Origin of the sequence: Acinetobacter sp. CS-2 (genome assembly GCF_016599715.1) — a bacterium.
In the GTDB taxonomy this organism is placed as follows: domain Bacteria; phylum Pseudomonadota; class Gammaproteobacteria; order Pseudomonadales; family Moraxellaceae; genus Acinetobacter.
Window position 1 is genome coordinate 2,095,589 of record NZ_CP067019.1, and the last position, 18,853, is coordinate 2,114,441.

The following is an 18,853-nucleotide window of genomic DNA, read 5'->3' on the forward strand; positions in this document are numbered from 1 at the left end:
ATCTATAAAACTTAGTAAATCGCCATATGATTGCGATGGATCATCTCTAGCGAACGTGCTTCACCTAACACCTGATGCACTTTATCAGAGGCCAAGCCTTTGACAATTTCCGCAGAACGCGAACTGAAGTTGACGCGACCAACAGCAATGCGATGACCCTCTTGGTCTACACACTCCACCACATCACCACGCTCAAAGTGACCTTCCACCGCTTTTACCCCTACAGGTAACAAGCTGCGGTGATTGTCTTTAATCGCTTTTACTGCACCATCATCAAGAACCAAACGACCAGCCGTTTGTAGATGTGCCGCCAACCATTGCTGATGTGCGGTAATACGGTCATTATCCGTGATAAACAAGGTTCCTAACAACTCACCCGACATTAAACGCGCCAAGACATTGTCACTTTCACCGCTGGCAATCAGGGTTGGACAACCTGATTTTGCCGCCAGACGCGCAGCACGGACTTTGGTCAGCATACCGCCACGACCAAATTTACCGCCACCACCGGCCATATCAAACAGGCTTTCATCCAAAGCACGCACGGTATGGAACAGTTTGGCATTCGGATTAGAACGTGGGTCGGAGTCAAACATGCCTTGCTGATCGGTCAGGATAATCAGCAAATCTGCATGCACCTGACCTGCCACCATAGCGGCCAAGGTATCATTATCACCAAAGCGGATTTCATCAGTCGATACCGTGTCATTTTCATTGATCACCGGAATCACACGCCAGTCAATCAGGTTCTGTAAGGCATCACATGAATTGAGATAGCGACGGCGGTCTGCCAGGTCATCGTGAGTCAATAAAACCTGCGCCGTTTGAATGGAATGATTTTCCAGAACACTCGACCAGGTTTGAATCAGCCCCATTTGACCTATGGCAGCACAAGCCTGAAGACTGGGTAGATCGGTGGGTCGATTCTCAAGTTTCATTCGCACCATACCTTCAGCCACAGCACCGGAAGACACCAGAATAATCTCATGTCCTGCATTGTGCAGATCTGCAATCTGTTTCGCCCAATGCGAAATTGCATCCAGATCTAACCCTGTTCCGTTTGCTGTGAGTAAAGATGATCCGATTTTAACAACGATTCGTTTACAAGCCTTGAGCTGACGTTGCCCATCTACCACTTCTATCATCTTGTCCTCAGTTACTCTTATTGCAGAGCTTAACGTACGTAGTACACTTCCATTTCACCATCATCACCGTCTTCATCATCATCGTCATCACCTAAAATACCGGCAAGACGCTGTTGACGACGCATCTCACGATACGCTTCTTTCGCTGCGATGGTTTGTTCACGTGTTTCAGCTTCAAGCTGGTCACGGAACGCTTTTAATTGTGCTGCGTATTCTGGATCTTCAGCTTCGAGTTCACGTTGTTTCTCGATTTCATCCATGAGGTAATACACAACTTCTTTAGTCCCTTCAGACATGAGGCCTGAAGTTTTGAATACCGGACCTGCCCATTGCATTTCCTCAAGAAGATGCTTACACCATTCTTCACGCGTATCTTCGTCAAGTTGGTCAACCTTGTTCAGCACCAGTACCACTGGTAATTTAGCAAGTGTTGGAGAGAATTTTTTTAACTCATTCAAAATTGCTTTGGCATTGTGTGCCGGATCTGAGCCGTCAATCGGTTGTACATCAACAATGTGCAACAAAATACGGGTACGGGCCAAATGCTTAAGGAAACGAATACCCAGACCCGCACCTTCAGATGCACCTTCAATCAGTCCGGGAATATCGGCCATCACAAATGAACGGTGACGGTCAGCATCAACCACGCCCAGATTCGGCACCATGGTGGTAAATGGATAGTCTGCAACTTTTGGTTTTGCAGCAGAAACCGCACGAATAAAGGTCGATTTACCTGCGTTAGGCATCCCAAGCAAGCCAACATCCGCCAATACTTTAAGTTCTAGACGCACTTCACGGAATTCACCTTTGGCGCCGTGAGTACATTTACGTGGTGAACGGTTGGTAGAAGATTTGAAGTGAGTATTCCCTAAACCACCTTCACCGCCTGCTGCAACCAATACACGCTGACCATCAGCGACCAGGTCACCGATGATATCGCCAGATTCTGTATCTACAATGGTAGTTCCAACCGGAACCAGTAATACGGTGTCTTCACCGCCGCGGCCTGCACAGTTTGCACCGCGACCATTTTTTGCACGTTCTGCACGAAATTTACGTGTATAACGATAATCTACTAGGGTGCTGGTGTCATCGTCGGCCTGAATATAAATACTACCGCCACGGCCACCGTCACCACCATCTGGACCACCAAATGGTACGAACTTTTCACGGCGAAAACTGGCTACGCCATTGCCACCGTCGCCAGCCTCTACGGTAATGACTGCTTCATCAACAAAGCGCATGCTGCCAATCCTCTAAAAACTTTAAAACCCCATATTCTGCCATATTTTAAAGAATTTCTCGAATATATTTATTCAGCACTCCATGAAGATGACTGAATTTAGTTTTATTTTATAAACATCAATCAAAAAGCTGATGTTGTCCGATCTTTTTGCCAAGCAATTATTTTCCAACCGTTGATATAAATTAATGATCACATGATTGATTTTACTTATTTCAGAATCTGAACAACTCTCCTTATAGTGCATGCAGCGTTGTTTGAGTCCTGATCATGTCTTTGCCAAAACCTGAAACTGTCAGCCCTTTGTCATCACAATTTGTATTGCTTATGGCAATCGCCTGCGGTTTATGTGCAGGTTCGGCTTATTTTAATCAGCCGCTGATTTATTCGATTGAAAAGAGTTTGAGAATTAACACCAGTCAGGCTGGCTTAACCGTCGTGCTTGCCCAAATTGGTTATGTACTTGGCTTAATGCTGTTGGTGCCTTTAGGCGACTTCCTGAATAAACGTAAACTTGTGGTCAGTTTGATGGTATTTGCTGCCATCTCGCAAATTCTGCTGTCATTGAGCACCACCCTTAGCACCTTATATCTTTTCACCCTGTGTGCTACCTTTGGGGCAATTTCCGCTCAGGTTTTGATTCCTTTTGCCTCAACAATTAGTCCACCCGAATCCAGTGCTGCAACGGTTGGAAAACTCATGAGCGGTTTGGTGATGGGGATTATCCTGTCACGGACCTTTGCTGGTTTTGTCTCAACATACTGGTCCTGGGAAGCTGTGTATTTATCCAGTGGCGTGATCACCCTGCTGTTTGCTGTTGTGATGTGGAAAAAATTACCGAATACTCAACCTCAAACTGGCTTAACCATCAGCAGTATTTACCGTTCATTGTTTACACTTGCCCGAAACAATCCACATTTAATCCGTCGTGCCTGTGCCGGTGCTTTGGGCTTTGGTATCTTGTCGATGGTCTTTACCTCGATGACCTTTGTCCTAGGCAATGCGCCTTACTACTTTAGTGATTTTGAAATTGGCCTGTTTGGCTTGCTCGGTGTTATCGGGATTTATTCATCGAGCTGGTCGGGCAAAACTGTGGGGCAAGGCAAGGAAAATCTGGTCGCAAAACTGTGTATTTTTCTGATGCTGTTTTCATGTATTCCCCTGTTCTTTGCCCAGCAGAATATTTGGGTTTACGCAATTGGGGTTTTGATGAGTTATTTTGGTCTCACCGCCTTTCATGTCCTAAACCAAAATCTGGTTTACCGGATTGACCTAAAAGCACGCTCACGAATTAATGCAGTCTATATGACCATCTATTTTTCGGGTGCAGCTTTGGGTTCGCTGGGTGCAGTATATGCATGGGAACACTTTGGGTGGATTGGCTGTGTTGCACTCGGTCTGGTCTTCTCGATTGGAATTTTGCTGATTGACCGTTTTGATTTTAGCCAAATGAAAAAGGTTTAAATTCAGCACAAGGAATAGACCACAAGGTTTATTCCTTTAAAACTTTATAAGACTTAATCCCTAAAATGGATAAACATTTATCCTGTGAATCTCTTCCTGATAAGCCTTTGAATCAATATAGAAAAATTTCTACAGACCATAACCAAAGTCCGATACCTTACCAGTAAAGTCACCACCAGATTTCCGGCCTTTCCAGCTAATGACTACCCACAAAGACAATTTAATTCTTATTTAGCAATACGGTCTTTATTTTCCAAAATCTCAGGCAAACTCCGCTCTACCCAGTCAATCAAGTAATTCATTTTTTCTGCGGCTTGCGAGCCTAAAATGGTCAGCTGATATTCCACTTTGGGTGGCACCACCGGATAGACGGTACGTAAAATAAAACCATCCTGTTCCAGCATTTTTAGCGTTTGTGACAGCATTTTTTCACTCACCCCTTCAATGCGCTGTTTCAGCTCACTAAAACGATGCACCCCCTCACTTAAACAACGTAGAACCAATACCGACCATTTGTTCGCGAGATGTTCCAATATTTCCCGTGATGGACATTCATTCGATAACACCTGCCCCAACAAAGGACTGATCGCATATTTACTCATTCAAGCTCTCTCCATCTGTATATTTTTATCTTTTACTTACTATTTTTAATGTACTTACCATTTGTAAGCTATCAGATTAGAATTTCGGCTACAAGTATCATTTTTTAATTAAATTCAGTAAAAATTTCTGCTTATAGCATGAGCTTAAAATAACGGCATAAAAAAGGAGCCTCTATAGAGACTCCCTTTTACTACTTTAACAAATTATGCATTTGTTTCAGCAGGAATTTTTGGGTAGCTTACGCCGCCCATCTGTTCTGCGATACGTAATACCTGGCAGCTATAACCCACTTCGTTATCGTACCAAACATAGCAAGTTAAACGGTTGCCTGAAGTGATTGTTGCTTGCGCATCAAATACACCTGCAGTACGTGAACCGATAAAGTCAGAAGATACCACTTCAGTTGAGTTGGTATAACCGATTTGACCTTGAAGGTTTGAGTTGATTGAGATTTGACGAATGTATTCGTTCACTTCTTCACGATCTACTTCTTTCTCAAGGGTCAAGTTAAGAATAGCCAATGAAACATTTGGTGTAGGAACGCGTACAGAGTTACCAGTCAACTTGCCTTTAAGCGCAGGTAATGCTTTAGCAACCGCTTTAGCAGCACCTGTTTCCGTAATAACCATGTTCAATGTTGCAGCACGGCCACGACGGTCAGCTTTATGGTAATTGTCGATCAGGTTCTGGTCGTTAGTGAACGAGTGAACTGTTTCAACGTGACCATTCAGCACTTTGTATTTGTCTTCTAACACTTTAAGTGTTGGCGTGATGGCGTTAGTGGTACAGCTTGCAGCAGAGATAATGGTATCTTCATCAAGAATGTCGGCTTGGTTCACACCGTATACAACGTTCTTCATGTCACCTTTACCTGGTGCAGTCAAGATTACGCGTGCAGCGCCTGGGCATTGAAGATGTTGAGCAAGACCTTCAGCATCACGCCATTTACCAGTGTTATCAATCACCAGTGCATTGTTAATACCGTAAGCAGTGTAGTCCACTTCAGATGGGCTAGATGCATAGATCACTTTGATGAAGTTACCGTTTGCAATAATGGCTTCGTTTTCTTCATCAACTGAAATTGTGCCTTGGAACGGACCATGGATAGAGTCGCGACGCAGCAATGAAGCACGTTTTTCCAAATCACCATCAGATGATTTACGCACCACGATTGCTTTAAGATTTAAACCACGACCCAAACCTGATTGGCCAATGATTAAACGCGCAAGAATACGACCGATACGACCAAAACCGTAAAGAACAACATCTTTGCCTTCTACAACCTTCGCATTACCTGCTAAAGATTTCACTGCTTCAGCAACAAAAGCGTCTACATCACCGCCTTTTTCCTTGAATTCAACAGCAAGTTTACCTAGATCAATTTCTGCTGAACCAATATTTTCAATTTTAGCTAAAGCTTCTAAAATCGGGAAAGTGTGAACCACAGAAAGCTCAACATCCATAACACGTGTACGGCGATGCGCTTTTAAAATCTGGATTACTGAACGGTTAACTAAAGAACGACCGTATACAGAAGTCACGATATTTTTTTCACGATATAGTTGACCAATCAGGGCAATCATACGTTCCGCGATTTCTTCACGGTTTTTCCAGCGACCTTGGTGCTCTGCATGTAGGGCGATGATAGTGTCTTTGCTCACAGCTACGTCCTCTAATTAATTGTATATCTAGGCATAAATTTCAAACCCGACAATTGTAAAGGAATTATCAGCAACTTTGAATCAAAAGCTGAATGTTCAACGTGCTTTTTACGATATATTCACTATAAATTTATAAAATAGTTGTAATTATTTTCATGATTTTACTGTTAAAAGATCAGAAAACGATTTAAAAAGTAAAAGTATACTTTTTTGTTAAATGTTGCTTAATCACACAACCTGAGTTTTTACCCAGTTTACCGAATGCAGTCTATTTCAAACGATCCTGATAGTTTTCCACATTTTGATTCAATGCACGCTGTTTATGCTTTTGTTTGATGATATGAATTGTGCCTTCAATGACCAGCAATAAAACGGCAATCCAGATGGGAATATATGTCAGCCACTCTCCTGCCTCAACCCGTTCCCCCAACACAATAGAAGCAAAGGCCAAAAGCACGGGCTCGAGATAACTCAGCAATCCAAAAATCACAAAGGGCAAATAACGGCTGGCCAGCATATAACTGCCCAGTCCCAACGCACTTAAAAAACCCAGGCCAATCACGGCAATAATTAAATGTGGAAAATGAGCCATTAAACTCAGACTATCGCTATGCATAAAGCCCAAGTAAAAAGCCACTGGCAAAATGAGGCATAAATCCCACCAGAAACCGCCCAAATGATCCGTTTTAAAGACCCGGCGTAAAAAGAAATATAAGGGATAAGCCAAAGCAACATAAACCGTTTCCCAGGCGATACTGCCGATGCGCCAGATTTCGTGTCCTACTCCTAAAATGGCCAACATCACGGCAGCCAACTGCCATTTCGACAGTTTTTCCTTATAAAGCACACAACCCACCAGCACCATCACCAAAGGCAACAGGAAATACCCCAGTGAAACTTGCAGACCACGGCCATTAATGGGGCCCCAGAGAAACAGCCACAGTTGTGTGGTACAAAGCAGGGAACTAAAAATCAGCCAGATCAGGAACACAGGCTGTTTAACCATACGCTTAAAAATCTGGGAAATATGCTGCAAATCACACGACCACCACATAAACAGGGTTAGGAACGGTAGCGTGGCCAGCATGCGCCAGGCAAAAGTCTGTTCGCTGTCCAAAGGTTTTAAAAATTGCGTATAAAAATACAACACCCCAAAAGTAACGGATGCCAATACTGACAAAGCCAAGCCTTTATACATCTTTTACCTCAAGGGGATTCTTCATTTCATGACTTTACGAAACCATCCAAAATACTGGATCATTCAACTTTAAAACCGGAGCTATCTTAACAAATAAAAAACCATGCCTAAGCATGGTTTTGAACTTTTGTTAAAGTATGCAGTATGTTACCTGATCGTCTGCTTGGTATGAATCACATCACCCACGTCATAGCCCAACGACTTGGCATATTCCAAATATTCATTGACGACTGCCTGATCAGGTTGTGGAGTACGGGACAATACCCACATGTATTTGCGGCGTGGTTCCCCCACTAATACCGTCTGATAATTTTCATCAAGTTTAAGCACCCAATAATCACCTCGACCAAAGGGTAACCAGCGAATCGCTTCAGGCAAGAAACTGACTTTTAACTTGGTATTAAAAGGTGCATTTTCAATAAATGCCTCTCCAATCGACTGGGCGAGGTTACCCTCTTTGGTATAGCAGCGGTTATCTACAACCACATTGCCGTTCTCGTTCAGGGTATAGGTCGCGGTGACATCACGATCACACTTGTTTTGAAAATACAGCGGCTTGCGAGCCACTTCATACCAGACACCCAGATATTTATCCAGCTCAACCTTTTCCACCGTTTGTAGTGGCTTGGTTTGCGCATATGCCATTGTCGCCATACCCAAACCCAGCAATACAGCTCCACCGACAGCAATTTTAGCCAGTTTATAGCCCGCTTTTGGAAGATTATCGCCTGTCATAAAAGTACCTTTCAGTCAAAATTTTAAATTCTTTAAGTGCTTACACATTTAAAAATAACGACTCCAACCCAAGCATACTGTAGCGTTATGTAAGGTCTGTTGACATTTCATATATGGATTGCCAACAGACCTTAATTATTTTGCAATAAAAATCAAAAAGTTAGCTAAACATCTGTGCCTTCAGGCGAACTATTTCATCACGCAGTCGCGCTGCCTGTTCAAACTGCAATTCTTTCGAAGCTTTGAGCATCTCTTTTTCCAGTTTGGACAAATGTTTTGCCAGCAATTTAGGGTCTGCCAAAATGTGACGCTCATCCGCACTTAAGGCACGCGCCTGATCCGAAATTTTCTCGTCAATTTGGTCATCAGTCAGTACTTCACCGGTATCAATATCCTGACTATTCTGACGCTTGGTGCTGCGCGGTGTAATGCCATGCAGCTCATTAAACTCGATCTGTTTGGCTCGGCGGCGCTCAGTTTCATCCATGGCTTTTTGCATGGAGTCGGTAATGCGATCTGCATACAGAATGGCTTTACCGTTCACGTTACGTGCAGCACGACCAATGGTTTGAATCAGTGAGCGCTCCGAACGCAGGAAACCTTCTTTATCGGCGTCCAGAATGGCCACAAGGGACACTTCCGGCATATCCAGACCTTCCCGCAGCAGGTTAATGCCGACCAGCACATCATGTACACCGCTACGCAGCTCATGGATAATCTTGGTACGCTCCACGGTATCAATATCGGAATGCAGATAAGCCACTTTGACCCCGTATTCTTTTAAATACGAGGTTAAATCTTCTGCCATCCGTTTGGTCAAGGTTGTCACCAGAACACGTTCATCCAGTTCCTTACGGATATTGATTTCCGATAGCACATCATCGACCTGAGTCAGCACGGGGCGAATTTCAATTTCAGGATCGACCAGTCCGGTTGGGCGAACCACCTGCTCGGCAATCTGCTGCGCTTTTTCCAGCTCATATTTGGCCGGCGTTGCACTGACATAAATTGTGGATGGAATAATACGTTCCCATTCTTCAAACTGCATCGGACGGTTATCTAACGCACTCGGCAAACGGAAACCATAATTGACCAGATTTTCCTTACGTGAGCGGTCGCCTTTATACATGGCACCAATTTGTGGCACCGTGACATGCGATTCATCAATAATCAGCAAGGCATCATCGGGAATATAGTCAAATAAGGTCGGTGGTGCCTCGCCTGCCGGACGGCCGGACAAATGACGTGAATAGTTTTCGATGCCGTTGGTATAACCCAACTGCTGCATCATTTCCAAGTCATAGCGGGTACGCTGTTCAATACGCTGTGCTTCCAGTAATTTGTCATTAGCCCTAAAGAAACCTAAACGCTCCTGAAGTTCCTCACGAATGGTGCCAATAGCACGCTGTAAATTATCCTTCGGAGTAACATAATGACTTTTAGGGTAAATGGTTACGCGTGGAACTTTACGCACCATTTTTCCGGTTAAGGGATCAAACCAGCGAATCGAATCAACTTCATCATCAAACAGTTCAATACGGATGGCATCCTGATCTGATTCAGCCGGGAAAATATCAATAATTTCACCACGGATACGGTAAGTACCACGCAAGAATTCCAGTTCGTTACGGCTATATTGCATTTCTACCAGACGGCGAATAATGTCATCACGGCTGATCCGGTCGCCCTGCACAATATGCAGCAACATGCTCATATAGGCATTCGGATCACCCAGACCATAAATAGCAGACACCGACGCGACAATGATGGCATCACGGCGTTCGAGTAATGACCGGGTCGCTGAAAGGCGCATCTGGTCTATATGATCATTAATCGCCGAGTCTTTTTCAATAAAGGTATCGGAAGATGGCACATACGCTTCAGGCTGATAATAGTCGTAATAGCTGACAAAATATTCAACCGCATTATTGGGGAAAAATGACTTGAACTCGCCATACAGCTGTGCAGCCAAGGTTTTATTATGTGCCATGACGATGGTGGGACGCTGTAACTGGGAAATCACATTGGCCATGGTATAGGTTTTACCTGAACCGGTTACCCCCAACAACAACTGGTCGTGATAGCCTTTTTGAATACCTTTGACTAATTTTTCAATGGCTTGTGGCTGATCCCCCGCAGGCTGATAGCTGGTCACTAATTCAAAAGGTTGATGACTATCCGACATATTATTCAGCTTCTATACACTAATGCAGTTTGAATGATATGAGGGTTAAAGCTCAACATTCAATATCAATCTCCTGATATTTAGCGAGGGACTCATATAAAGAAAATTGCAACATTTTTGTCTTGACCGCATGTGCATTCAATAGCAACATGAGACAAAGCCTCATGATCACAATAAAGCCTATGACTTACCATTACCATGACGAAAGTATTGTCAAAAATCTACCGGAAGATACCGTTTTTGTCTTTGGCAGCAACATGGCAGGAAACCATGCAGGTGGGGCTGCGCGTACTGCCCTGCAATACTTTGGCGCAATGCAAGGCGTAGGACGTGGCTGGTCAGGTCAAAGTTATGCCATTCCCACCATGAACGAGCATTTGCAACAGATGCCCTTGTCGCAAATTCAGCACTATATTGATGATTTCAAGATTTATACCAAAAACCATCCGAAAATGACCTATTTCATTACCTCGGTGGGTTGTGGCATTGCTGGCTATAAAACCGAAGAAATTGCCCCAATGTTTAAGGGTATTTCACATAATGTGATTTTTCCCATTTCATTCCGTCCTTTTGTAGAAAGAGCCTTACCCAAGCTGACCCGTCATTTTCTCAGAACGGTATTTACCGATGAGGTTATTTTCTCCTCCCCAGATGAAGATATTACTGCCTCTTTAGATTTATCAGAAAATGAAAAAAGTGCCGCCCGAATTATTCTTAATACCCAAATGTACCCAACCGACAGTAATGGCCGGGACCGAAATTTTGAAATTTCAGACATTTTGCATGTGTTAAACGGCAAGATTTTTGACTGGCAAGACCATTCAGAAGGTTCGATGATGTTTGGCGGAGTCATTCTGGGTTTGCTTGAACTCTACAATATCAACGAAAAAGACTTTATGGATGTCTGGCAAGGTGAACGTGAAATTTCTGCGCCTAAGCCAGAAAACAAGGCCCGTAGAGCCAGTCGCTAAGCTTTAATCCTATTTCATAAAACCGATCTTGAAAGCCAGTTCCAGAATTGGCTTTTTTTATCTACCTAATTTTTTTTATTTTGAGATACCCTACTCATTAAAAATACATATTATTTTACTTATCATATTATTTTAAAATCATTTTTTACATCATATACTTGATACTTAAATTCTAAAAAATAATGAGCGCCTTAAATGGACATGCTGAACTCCCCTTTTTTTGAACTCTCTCCCGTTGCCATGTGGCTGGAAGACTATAGTGAAATCAAAAAACAATTTGATCTTTGGCGTGATCAGGGCGTGCAAGATCTGTTCAGTTTCCTGCAAGAAGATGAATCACGTATTCTTGCATGCGCAAAAAAAATTAAATTATTAAAGGTCAATTCTAAAACCCTTGAACTTTATCAGGCCAATGATTTTGAACATCTATCGCAAAACCTGCAATTAGTCTTTAAAGAAGATATGGCAAAAACCCATATCCACGAACTGGTTGCGTTGTGGAATGGTGAAACCCGTTTTTCCAATTCTGCGGTAAACTACACCTTGACTGGAAAGCGCCTGGATATCCAGCTCAAAGGCATTGTACTGCCGCAACATGAACGGGATTTATCCCTGGTATTAATTACCACCGAAGACATCACTTCTTATACTGAAGCCTGCCGTAAGGAAGAACGAAGCCGCCATCTGGCAGAGGCACGCTTTACTTATTCTCCAACCTCTCTTTGGATAGAAGATTTCAGCCGTATTAAAATTAAACTGGATCAATTACGTAAATTAGGCATTGAAGATTTTGCCACCTTTCTGGATGTGCATAGCGAGTTTGTCATTGAATGCATCAAGGAAATTAAAGTCATTGATGTCAATCAAGCCACCCTCGATTTGTTTGGTGCAGCCAGTAAAGAGATTTTATTAAAAAATCTTCATAAAGTTTTTGCTGAGGAAATGGTTCGAACATTCCGGGAACAATTGATTGAACTGTGGAACGGTCATCTGCATCATCAACGTGAAGTAGTCAATTACGCAATTGATGGCAGCATTCGCCATGTACTGCTGCAATTTACCGTATTTCCGGATTATCTGGATGACTGGAGCATTGTACAGGTTGCCCTGACTGATATTACTGCGCGCAAAAAAGCTGAACATTATCTTGAATATTTAGGCAAACACGACGTACTCACCCAACTGTACAATCGTTCTTTTTATGTGGCAGAACTGAACCGGCTTGAACGCAATTTATTACATCCAATCTCGTGTATTTTTATAGATTTAAATGGACTGAAAATACTGAATGATAGCGAGGGACATGATGCAGGTGACGGTGTCTTACGGCGTATAGGCAACATCCTGAACCAGTTGATTCAGCATACGCCCTATTCTGCCTCACGTATTGGCGGAGATGAGTTTGTAGTCCTTTTACCGGGTGCAGATGAGGCTGCCTTACAAAACTGCCTGCAAAGTCTGCAGGAACTTTTGTCGGTGGACAATCAATTTTATGCCAATCAGCCGATCAGCCTGTCTATAGGTCATGCGACAAATTTGCCGCATGAACGGATTGAAGATATGCTGAAGCGTGCTGACCTGGAGATGTATCACCAGAAAAAGAATTACTATCAGAACCATGATAGACGAAACCAACTTTATGACTCGAATTAAATATCCAAAACCCCAGTTTAACGGCAATAAAAAAGCCATGGTCAGACCATAGCTTTTTTATTTTTATATGAAGAACTTAACGCTTGCCCATGGAACGGCGTGTACCACGTGGTGGCATCCAGGTACGATCAGCATAGCGCTGCGGTTTAGGGCGTAAATCTTCCAAGACTTCATCGGAAGAATTCTCATCTGCCTTTTTCATCGGGAAAGGTAAATTAACCAAGGTTTTTTTCTTGGGCGTATTTTGGGTGCTCATATGATTCACTCAAGGATTTCTGCAGCATATTGTACGGAAAAATGCTTCTCAGTGCGAGACAGGATTTTAGCTCATGGTGCAATCACTTGAGTCAATTGCTTTAGTTATGCCAGCGATGATCTGTTTTTAACTACATCGTCATCAGCATTGACCACATCAGCCCCTATATCAACGCTATTAATGCATTAAAAATATATAAATATCATCTCAATTCCTGCCTGTTATTAACCTACAAAAACTTTATCCATTAGCAAAAACAGCAGCTTACATAAAATTATTTTTCTTCATGTTCCTGAAACAAAACAGTTAATTTTTTACATGAATACTACTCGATTAATATTTTTGAGTAACAAAATGATTTTTCTCTAAATATAGAATAAGAAATGTGAACAAAAAAAAATGAATAATCGCAAAATGGACATGGAGTCCCTGAATGAAAAAAACGTTATTTTGTATGATGTCGTCTCTTGCTGCCCTACCCACTGTAAGCTATGCCGATTCACATTATTTCAGCTTAAAAGATGGCGATGGTTTTAAACGCTTTTCTGTTTCTGTCGGTGCCCTACATGTCATGCCGCAGGGTAAAGCCCAGCCCTTTCAGGTGAATACAGCTGTTAAAAATGGTGAAGTTGCCAAGAATGGCGATATTCAGGTCGATACTGTATTAAACAACCTAGATCCGGAGGTCAATCAGACTGCACTTGCCACCGTTTTAAGAGGTTTGGGCTTTTTTACCGGAGGTCAGCTTGGAAGCGAACTCAGTGGCAGCTCACAAATTTATGGGCTGGAACAATGGGATAACCCAGGTACAGGCCTAGAGGCCGATGATGTCACAACACTGGGGATCATGACCAATTACTTCTTTACAGATAACCTTTCCTTTGAAATCAAAGCCGGTATTCCGCCCAAAGTTGACTTACAGGGTAAAGGAAAGATTTATGCACCCTTCTCGGCTGTAGCAACACCGCAAATTGGTAACTTGCCCTTAGAATTCCTCAATATTGATTTGCAAAACAATATCTTTATTACCGATTTAGAAGCTCATGGACCTGCTGCCTCGGCTCGTGCCTGGACACCGGCCTTTGAGTTCCAGTATCACTTTGGTAAAACCGGAGTCAATAAATTCCGCCCTTATGTTGGTTTAGGTTTGATGTATGCTTATTTCAATGAACTGGAAATCAATCCGCGTACAGAACAGGACTTGATTGCAGCTGGTCATATGATTGCCAACATCAAACAAGGCAATACCGGAGCTTCACTGGAAGCTAAACCGAGTAAAGCCAATCCTCAAGTCAACCTTGAAGCAACGGATGTTATTGCCCCAATTGCAACTGTCGGTTTCACCTATGATTTTAATGAGCGCTGGTTTGCGGTGGGTTCAGTGTCTTATGCACATCTGAAAAATGAAACCACGATTACAGTAGCTGATGAACAATTAGGTACATTAATTACCTCCAAAGCAGATATTGAAGTCAACCCGATACTTGCTTATGCGGGGATCGGTATGCGTTTCTAAGTTTTTAATAATCCAAAGACGACTTTAAGTCGTCTTTTTAATCTTTATAAAACTTTCTATAACTTAATTTTATCTTTTGTTGAAATTTAATTTAATCGCCTCGTCCTTTATAATCGAATAACATAGCCACAACACAACTCCGCATGGATGAAATATGTCAGACACCCGTTTTTCCAAACCTCTGATTTACATGTTAATTGGAAGTGCCGTTATTCTGGCTTTATCCTTGGGTGTCCGTCATGCATTTGGTTTATATCTTGTTCCCATGAGCCATGAGTTTGGCTGGGGACATAATGTCTTTAGTCTTGCCATTGCCATGCAAAACCTGATTTGGGGTGCAGTACAACCCATTACCGGAGTTTTTGCCGATAAATATGGCAGTAAAATTGTAGTTGCTATTGGTGGTGCACTTTATACCCTTGGCCTGTTGCTGATGGCCGTCAGCTCCAGCGGCTGGCTGCTGAATTTAAGCGTCGGTTTAATTTTAGGTCTGGCACTTTCTGCGACCTCTTTTCCCATATTGCTTTCTGCGGTGGGGCGTGCCGCACATCCTGAAAAACGCAGTCTGGCGATGGGTATTGCCAGTGCAGCAGGCTCTTTTGGCCAATTTATCATGCTGCCATCGACCCTGCTGCTTTTACAAAGTGTCGGTTGGTCAGCAGCATTGATGGTCAGCGCCATTTTAATTGCTTTCATTATTCCATTGGCGTGGACTTTAAAAGCGCCTGCTTATACGCCTCCGAATGTTTCGGCTGCCATCCCAACACCGGCATTAAGTGTCAAAGAAATTCTGAGGATTGCCAAAAATCACAAACCGTTCTGGTTCCTGTCTTTAGGCTTTTTTGTCTGCGGTTTTCAGGTGGTCTTTATTGGTATTCATTTACCTGGTTACCTGATTGATCATGGTTTTGATGCCACCACAGGCACAGTATTTCTGGCTCTGGTCGGTTTATTTAATATTGTTGGTACGTATACTGCAGGCTGGCTGGGTGGAAAATACTCCAAACCTCACTTGCTGATGGGTTTATATGGCCTGCGTGGTATTGCCATTATTGGCTTTTTATTGCTGCCTTTGAGTATCTGGACAATTTACAGCTTTGGCATCATTATGGGCTTATTGTGGTTGTCTACGGTTCCCCTCACCAATGGTATTGTGGCGAACATGTTTGGCATAAAATATCTATCCATGCTCAGTGGTATCGTGTTCTTTACCCATCAGGTCGGCTCGTTCTTTGGCGGATGGCTGGGGGGTGTCAATCATGACATGACTGGCGACTACAATATGATCTGGATGTTTTCTATCCTGTTAAGTGTATTTGGGGTTCTGGTTCATTTCTTTGTCAATGAGGAGCATGTGGTTCATGACTGATTCTATGCTTGGACTCAAAATCTCGATTGCTGTAGCGATTGGTCTGTTATTGACTATCGCCATTGTGCTTTGGGTCAAAACACCGCAACTGTTTGAGTATTTCAATCAGGCCTTTTGCGCGCATTAATGCTGAAATATCAGCAGTGAAAACAGCAAAAAAACCGCTTTCTTTTGCTGTTTATATTAAAAGTTTAACAATCATCAATTTAAGTATTTTTCACTAGGATTTCATAAGCTTATAAAATATTTTGATTTTATCTTTTGTTCTGGATTGCTTAGATTTTACTTCAACGTAAAAAACATCAGAGCAAAACAATGACGGCACTCACCCAACTTTCTCAGGCAATACATGATGCACCGCGCTGGCATCAGCTAGAACAATTTCAAAACCCGCAAAATATTACTATTGTGCCCTTAGAGGGTGAAGCTTTAGGGGCTGTGGTTTTTGGCCTGGATGCACGTAAAGCCCAAGCAGGTGAAACCATTTACCGTCTAAAACAAGCATTGGCCGAACATCTGATTTTAATTTTCAAAAACCAGCGCTTGGACGATTTACAGTATTTAGCCTTTGCCAGCTATTTTGGTTCCATTTTCCGCCCAAGTGCAGATAATCCGGTACTTGCCACCCAAACAGATACCGGTACACCACCCGATGTCGTGCCCGTTTCCAATGCTGTGGGACAGGGAAACTACACCGGCCATGGTGAACTTTCGCCCCATGCCGATCACCAATGGACGCCACAACCGTCTTTTGGTTCATTACTTTATGCCATTGAATTACCAAAAGACGGTGGGCAAACATCCTGGTTTAACACCATCCAGGCTTATAATGCTTTAGATGAAGCAACCAAACAGCATATCGATCAATTACAACTGATTACCTATAACCCCTTTGTTCGTCGACAACACCTGAAAGACAATGACAATAATGGTTATGGCAGCAGTCCTCTATATCGCTTTAAAGATCAGCCGATTATTGGTCATGCCTATCCTCATCCACTGGTACGTACCCATCCTGAGAGTGGTCGTAAAGCGCTCTGGTTAAATACCCATTCCGAGGTGGAACTGGTCAATTATGATGATCAGGCTGGCAGTGAATTGATTGCTTCATTGCGCGAACATCTGTTAAAACCTGAATTCCGCTATGAACATCAATGGCAACAGGGCGATATCGTATTTTGGGATAATCAGGTTACCCTACATTCACGCAAATCATTCCCTAGTGAGCAGCGCCGTTTGCTAAAACGTATCAGTCTGGCAGGTGGTCGGCCTTATGACCTCATCTACATTTACGAATAGGCAAAATCGTAAATAAAATAAAAAATGCGTCATGATGCTGCAATTTTTTATTATCCCCCTTACCTTAGGATAGGCTCCCTCTGCTTATCAGTAACTAGCGTGCGATACATCACATCGGGGATCATTTTCAATGATGGTCATCTTGTTTAAATATTTACGAGTTAAATTAAAGAATAAAAGCCCATCAAAAGTAATTACTTGGGATGGGCTTTTTCATATTTGCAATATGTATTGCAGGAAAACCATACAACAAGGTCAATCCGACCTGTTAATCTTGCTCGGGCTAAAACTCAAATATTTTTGGATCGTTTCATCATGTCATCCCCTGTTCCCACGCTGTCAAATTTCAGCTTGTTTAAAATATTCCTCAGATTAGGCTATACGGCATTTGGCGGTCCAGCAGCCCATCTGGTGTTTTTTTATCGGCGTTTTGTGCAACAGCTTGGTTATCTGGATGAGCATCAATATGCCCATCTGCTGGCCTTGGTACAAATTTTACCTGGCCCGACCAGTAGCCAGATGGGGATTGCGATTGGTTTTCAGCTAAAAGGTTATCGGGGTGCGCTACTGGCATGGCTGGGCTTTACTTTACCTTCGGCACTGCTCATGACCCTTGCGGCAATGCTGGGTATTCAATTTTCTGGTTATTTTTCTGTCGAATTTTTCCATGTGATTCAACTCATTGTATTTAGCGTGGTGGCATGGGCATTCTGGCAAATGTTACGTAGCTTTTGTAAAGAGCAATGGCAGTATGTATTAATGCTACTGTCGGGCTTATTTGTCTATCTAGTTCCCATCAGTATCAATCAGGTTTTGGTGATTCTTTTTGGTGCTTTAGCAGGACTGATTTATCTGCATTATTTTCCGCAAAAAAATACCCCTAAACCCGTTACGGGCATCTCAATCACAGCTAAAAAACCTTTCGCTTATCTCTGGCTGATTTTATTCGCCTTACCTTTTGTACTGGTTCCAGCACTACAATATTTCTTTCCCAGTATTTGGCTAGACAGTTTTACCAGTTTATACCGCGCGGCTTCTCTAGTCTTTGGTGGCGGTCATATTATTTTGCCATTTTTACAGCAGGACTTTGTTGCATCCGGCTTGGTCTCCCAGCAACATTTTGACCTGGGCTATGCCATTGCCCAGCTGATGCCAGGCCCATTATTCAGTTTTGCCAGCTATCTGGGTGCTTTATTACCCTTAAGTTCATCGGCAGTACTGAATGCCGCCTTTGCAACTGCAGTGATTTTCTTGCCTTCTTTTTTCCTCATTTTCGGCGCTTTACCTTACTGGTCGCGTTTAATGCAATTTCCAGGTTTATTTCAAGCTTTGGCAGGCGTTAATGCTGCTGTGGTGGGCCTGTTATTATGCCTGGTGGTGCAGATGGGTGAAAAATATGTACTGTCTGGCTTAGATATTGTTTTTATTATCGCTGTCATTGCATTGCTTAGGAGCAAAATTCCAGTCTGGCTGACCTTAATCAGCAGTTTCTTTAGTTATTATGGACTCTTGTGGCTATTGGATCATCATGGCTTTTTCTCATAGCCTATAGAAT

16 protein-coding genes are annotated in these 18,853 nt (G+C 42.8%); 8 read left to right on the forward strand and 8 right to left on the reverse strand.

The annotated features are described in order from the left end of the window. Window positions 1–11 precede the first annotated feature (11 nt). Both proB and cgtA read right to left on the reverse strand, forming a co-directional pair. Complete coding sequence (gene proB, locus JFY49_RS10360; RefSeq protein WP_086196117.1) at window positions 12–1,145, reverse strand: glutamate 5-kinase; 1,134 nt, start codon at window positions 1,143–1,145, stop codon at window positions 12–14. 29 nt (window positions 1,146–1,174) lie between these two features. Next, window positions 1,175–2,389 carry an Obg family GTPase CgtA gene (cgtA, locus tag JFY49_RS10365; RefSeq protein WP_180044301.1) on the reverse strand — a complete coding sequence of 405 codons (1,215 nt, stop codon included), beginning with the start codon at window positions 2,387–2,389 and terminating at the stop codon, window positions 1,175–1,177. Between the two features lie 269 nt (window positions 2,390–2,658). Between cgtA and JFY49_RS10370 the strand changes: the two genes are divergently transcribed. Further along, window positions 2,659–3,852, forward strand: coding sequence for an MFS transporter (locus tag JFY49_RS10370; RefSeq protein WP_200222754.1), 1,194 nt, complete (start codon window positions 2,659–2,661; stop codon window positions 3,850–3,852). 227 nt (window positions 3,853–4,079) lie between these two features. Here JFY49_RS10370 and JFY49_RS10375 read toward each other — a convergent pair whose 3' ends face one another. The 5 genes from JFY49_RS10375 to uvrB all read right to left on the reverse strand — a co-directional run bounded on the left by JFY49_RS10375 (window position 4,080) and on the right by uvrB (window position 10,234). After that, window positions 4,080–4,454 (reverse strand): winged helix-turn-helix transcriptional regulator, encoded by a 375-nt coding sequence (locus JFY49_RS10375; protein WP_200222755.1) that lies wholly within the window; start codon window positions 4,452–4,454, stop codon window positions 4,080–4,082. A 204-nt stretch (window positions 4,455–4,658) separates the two neighbouring features. After that, a complete protein-coding gene (locus JFY49_RS10380) occupies window positions 4,659–6,116 on the reverse strand; it encodes a glyceraldehyde-3-phosphate dehydrogenase (RefSeq protein ID WP_180044578.1) in 1,458 nt (485 codons plus the stop codon). A gap of 268 nt (window positions 6,117–6,384) precedes the next feature. After that, on the reverse strand, window positions 6,385–7,314 hold the full coding sequence (gene rarD, locus JFY49_RS10385) for an EamA family transporter RarD (RefSeq protein WP_200222756.1): 930 nt from the start codon (window positions 7,312–7,314) through the stop codon (window positions 6,385–6,387). 147 nt (window positions 7,315–7,461) lie between these two features. Then, window positions 7,462–8,049, reverse strand: a complete 588-nt coding sequence (locus tag JFY49_RS10390) for a lipocalin family protein (RefSeq protein WP_200222757.1) — start codon at window positions 8,047–8,049, stop codon at window positions 7,462–7,464. A gap of 160 nt (window positions 8,050–8,209) precedes the next feature. Continuing rightward, complete coding sequence (gene uvrB, locus JFY49_RS10395) at window positions 8,210–10,234, reverse strand: excinuclease ABC subunit UvrB (protein ID WP_200222758.1); 2,025 nt, start codon at window positions 10,232–10,234, stop codon at window positions 8,210–8,212. Window positions 10,235–10,416: 182 nt separating this feature from the next. Here uvrB and JFY49_RS10400 point away from each other — a divergent pair, with 182 nt between their 5' ends. Together JFY49_RS10400 and JFY49_RS10405 are read left to right on the forward strand one after the other, a co-directional pair. Further along, window positions 10,417–11,205, forward strand: a complete 789-nt coding sequence (locus tag JFY49_RS10400; RefSeq protein WP_200224859.1) for a hypothetical protein — start codon at window positions 10,417–10,419, stop codon at window positions 11,203–11,205. Window positions 11,206–11,400: 195 nt separating this feature from the next. After that, window positions 11,401–12,858: a sensor domain-containing diguanylate cyclase gene (locus JFY49_RS10405; protein WP_200222759.1), complete on the forward strand. Its 1,458-nt coding sequence runs from the start codon at window positions 11,401–11,403 to the stop codon at window positions 12,856–12,858. Between the two features lie 76 nt (window positions 12,859–12,934). Here the strand turns inward: JFY49_RS10405 and JFY49_RS10410 are convergent, their stop codons facing one another. Then, on the reverse strand, window positions 12,935–13,114 hold the full coding sequence (locus JFY49_RS10410; RefSeq protein WP_166167129.1) for a hypothetical protein: 180 nt from the start codon (window positions 13,112–13,114) through the stop codon (window positions 12,935–12,937). A 433-nt stretch (window positions 13,115–13,547) separates the two neighbouring features. Here JFY49_RS10410 and JFY49_RS10415 point away from each other — a divergent pair, with 433 nt between their 5' ends. The 5 genes from JFY49_RS10415 to chrA all read left to right on the forward strand — a co-directional run bounded on the left by JFY49_RS10415 (window position 13,548) and on the right by chrA (window position 18,843). Then, entirely contained in the window at window positions 13,548–14,630 is a 1,083-nt protein-coding gene (locus tag JFY49_RS10415; protein WP_200222761.1) for an OmpW/AlkL family protein, read from the forward strand. 154 nt (window positions 14,631–14,784) lie between these two features. Beyond that, complete coding sequence (locus JFY49_RS10420; protein WP_200222763.1) at window positions 14,785–15,999, forward strand: MFS transporter; 1,215 nt, start codon at window positions 14,785–14,787, stop codon at window positions 15,997–15,999. Further along, the gene (locus JFY49_RS17655) at window positions 15,992–16,126 is read left to right on the forward strand and encodes a hypothetical protein (RefSeq protein ID WP_257224410.1); all 135 of its coding nucleotides are present in this window, start codon (window positions 15,992–15,994) and stop codon (window positions 16,124–16,126) included. Before JFY49_RS10420 ends, JFY49_RS17655 begins: the two co-directional genes overlap by 8 nt. Window positions 16,127–16,314: 188 nt before the next feature. After that, complete coding sequence (locus JFY49_RS10425) at window positions 16,315–17,298, forward strand: TauD/TfdA dioxygenase family protein (protein ID WP_200222765.1); 984 nt, start codon at window positions 16,315–16,317, stop codon at window positions 17,296–17,298. A 315-nt stretch (window positions 17,299–17,613) separates the two neighbouring features. Then, on the forward strand, window positions 17,614–18,843 hold the full coding sequence (chrA, locus tag JFY49_RS10430; protein ID WP_180176238.1) for a chromate efflux transporter: 1,230 nt from the start codon (window positions 17,614–17,616) through the stop codon (window positions 18,841–18,843). The last annotated feature ends 10 nt before the right edge of the window (window positions 18,844–18,853 follow it).

Bases quoted from the DNA above. Each gene is read 5' to 3' on its own strand.
- proB (WP_086196117.1), bottom strand. From the start codon at position 1,145: ATGATAGAAGTGGTAGATGGGCAACGTCAGCTCAAGGCTTGTAAACGA.
- cgtA (WP_180044301.1), bottom strand. From the start codon at position 2,389: ATGCGCTTTGTTGATGAAGCAGTCATTACCGTAGAGGCTGGCGACGGT.
- JFY49_RS10370 (WP_200222754.1), top strand. From the start codon at position 2,659: ATGTCTTTGCCAAAACCTGAAACTGTCAGCCCTTTGTCATCACAATTT.
- JFY49_RS10375 (WP_200222755.1), bottom strand. From the start codon at position 4,454: ATGAGTAAATATGCGATCAGTCCTTTGTTGGGGCAGGTGTTATCGAAT.
- rarD (WP_200222756.1), bottom strand. From the start codon at position 7,314: ATGTATAAAGGCTTGGCTTTGTCAGTATTGGCATCCGTTACTTTTGGG.
- JFY49_RS10390 (WP_200222757.1), bottom strand. From the start codon at position 8,049: ATGACAGGCGATAATCTTCCAAAAGCGGGCTATAAACTGGCTAAAATT.
- uvrB (WP_200222758.1), bottom strand. From the start codon at position 10,234: ATGTCGGATAGTCATCAACCTTTTGAATTAGTGACCAGCTATCAGCCT.
- JFY49_RS10400 (WP_200224859.1), top strand. From the start codon at position 10,417: ATGACTTACCATTACCATGACGAAAGTATTGTCAAAAATCTACCGGAA.
- JFY49_RS10405 (WP_200222759.1), top strand. From the start codon at position 11,401: ATGGACATGCTGAACTCCCCTTTTTTTGAACTCTCTCCCGTTGCCATG.
- JFY49_RS10410 (WP_166167129.1), bottom strand. From the start codon at position 13,114: ATGAGCACCCAAAATACGCCCAAGAAAAAAACCTTGGTTAATTTACCT.
- JFY49_RS10415 (WP_200222761.1), top strand. From the start codon at position 13,548: ATGAAAAAAACGTTATTTTGTATGATGTCGTCTCTTGCTGCCCTACCC.
- JFY49_RS10420 (WP_200222763.1), top strand. From the start codon at position 14,785: ATGTCAGACACCCGTTTTTCCAAACCTCTGATTTACATGTTAATTGGA.
- JFY49_RS17655 (WP_257224410.1), top strand. From the start codon at position 15,992: ATGACTGATTCTATGCTTGGACTCAAAATCTCGATTGCTGTAGCGATT.
- JFY49_RS10425 (WP_200222765.1), top strand. From the start codon at position 16,315: ATGACGGCACTCACCCAACTTTCTCAGGCAATACATGATGCACCGCGC.
- chrA (WP_180176238.1), top strand. From the start codon at position 17,614: ATGTCATCCCCTGTTCCCACGCTGTCAAATTTCAGCTTGTTTAAAATA.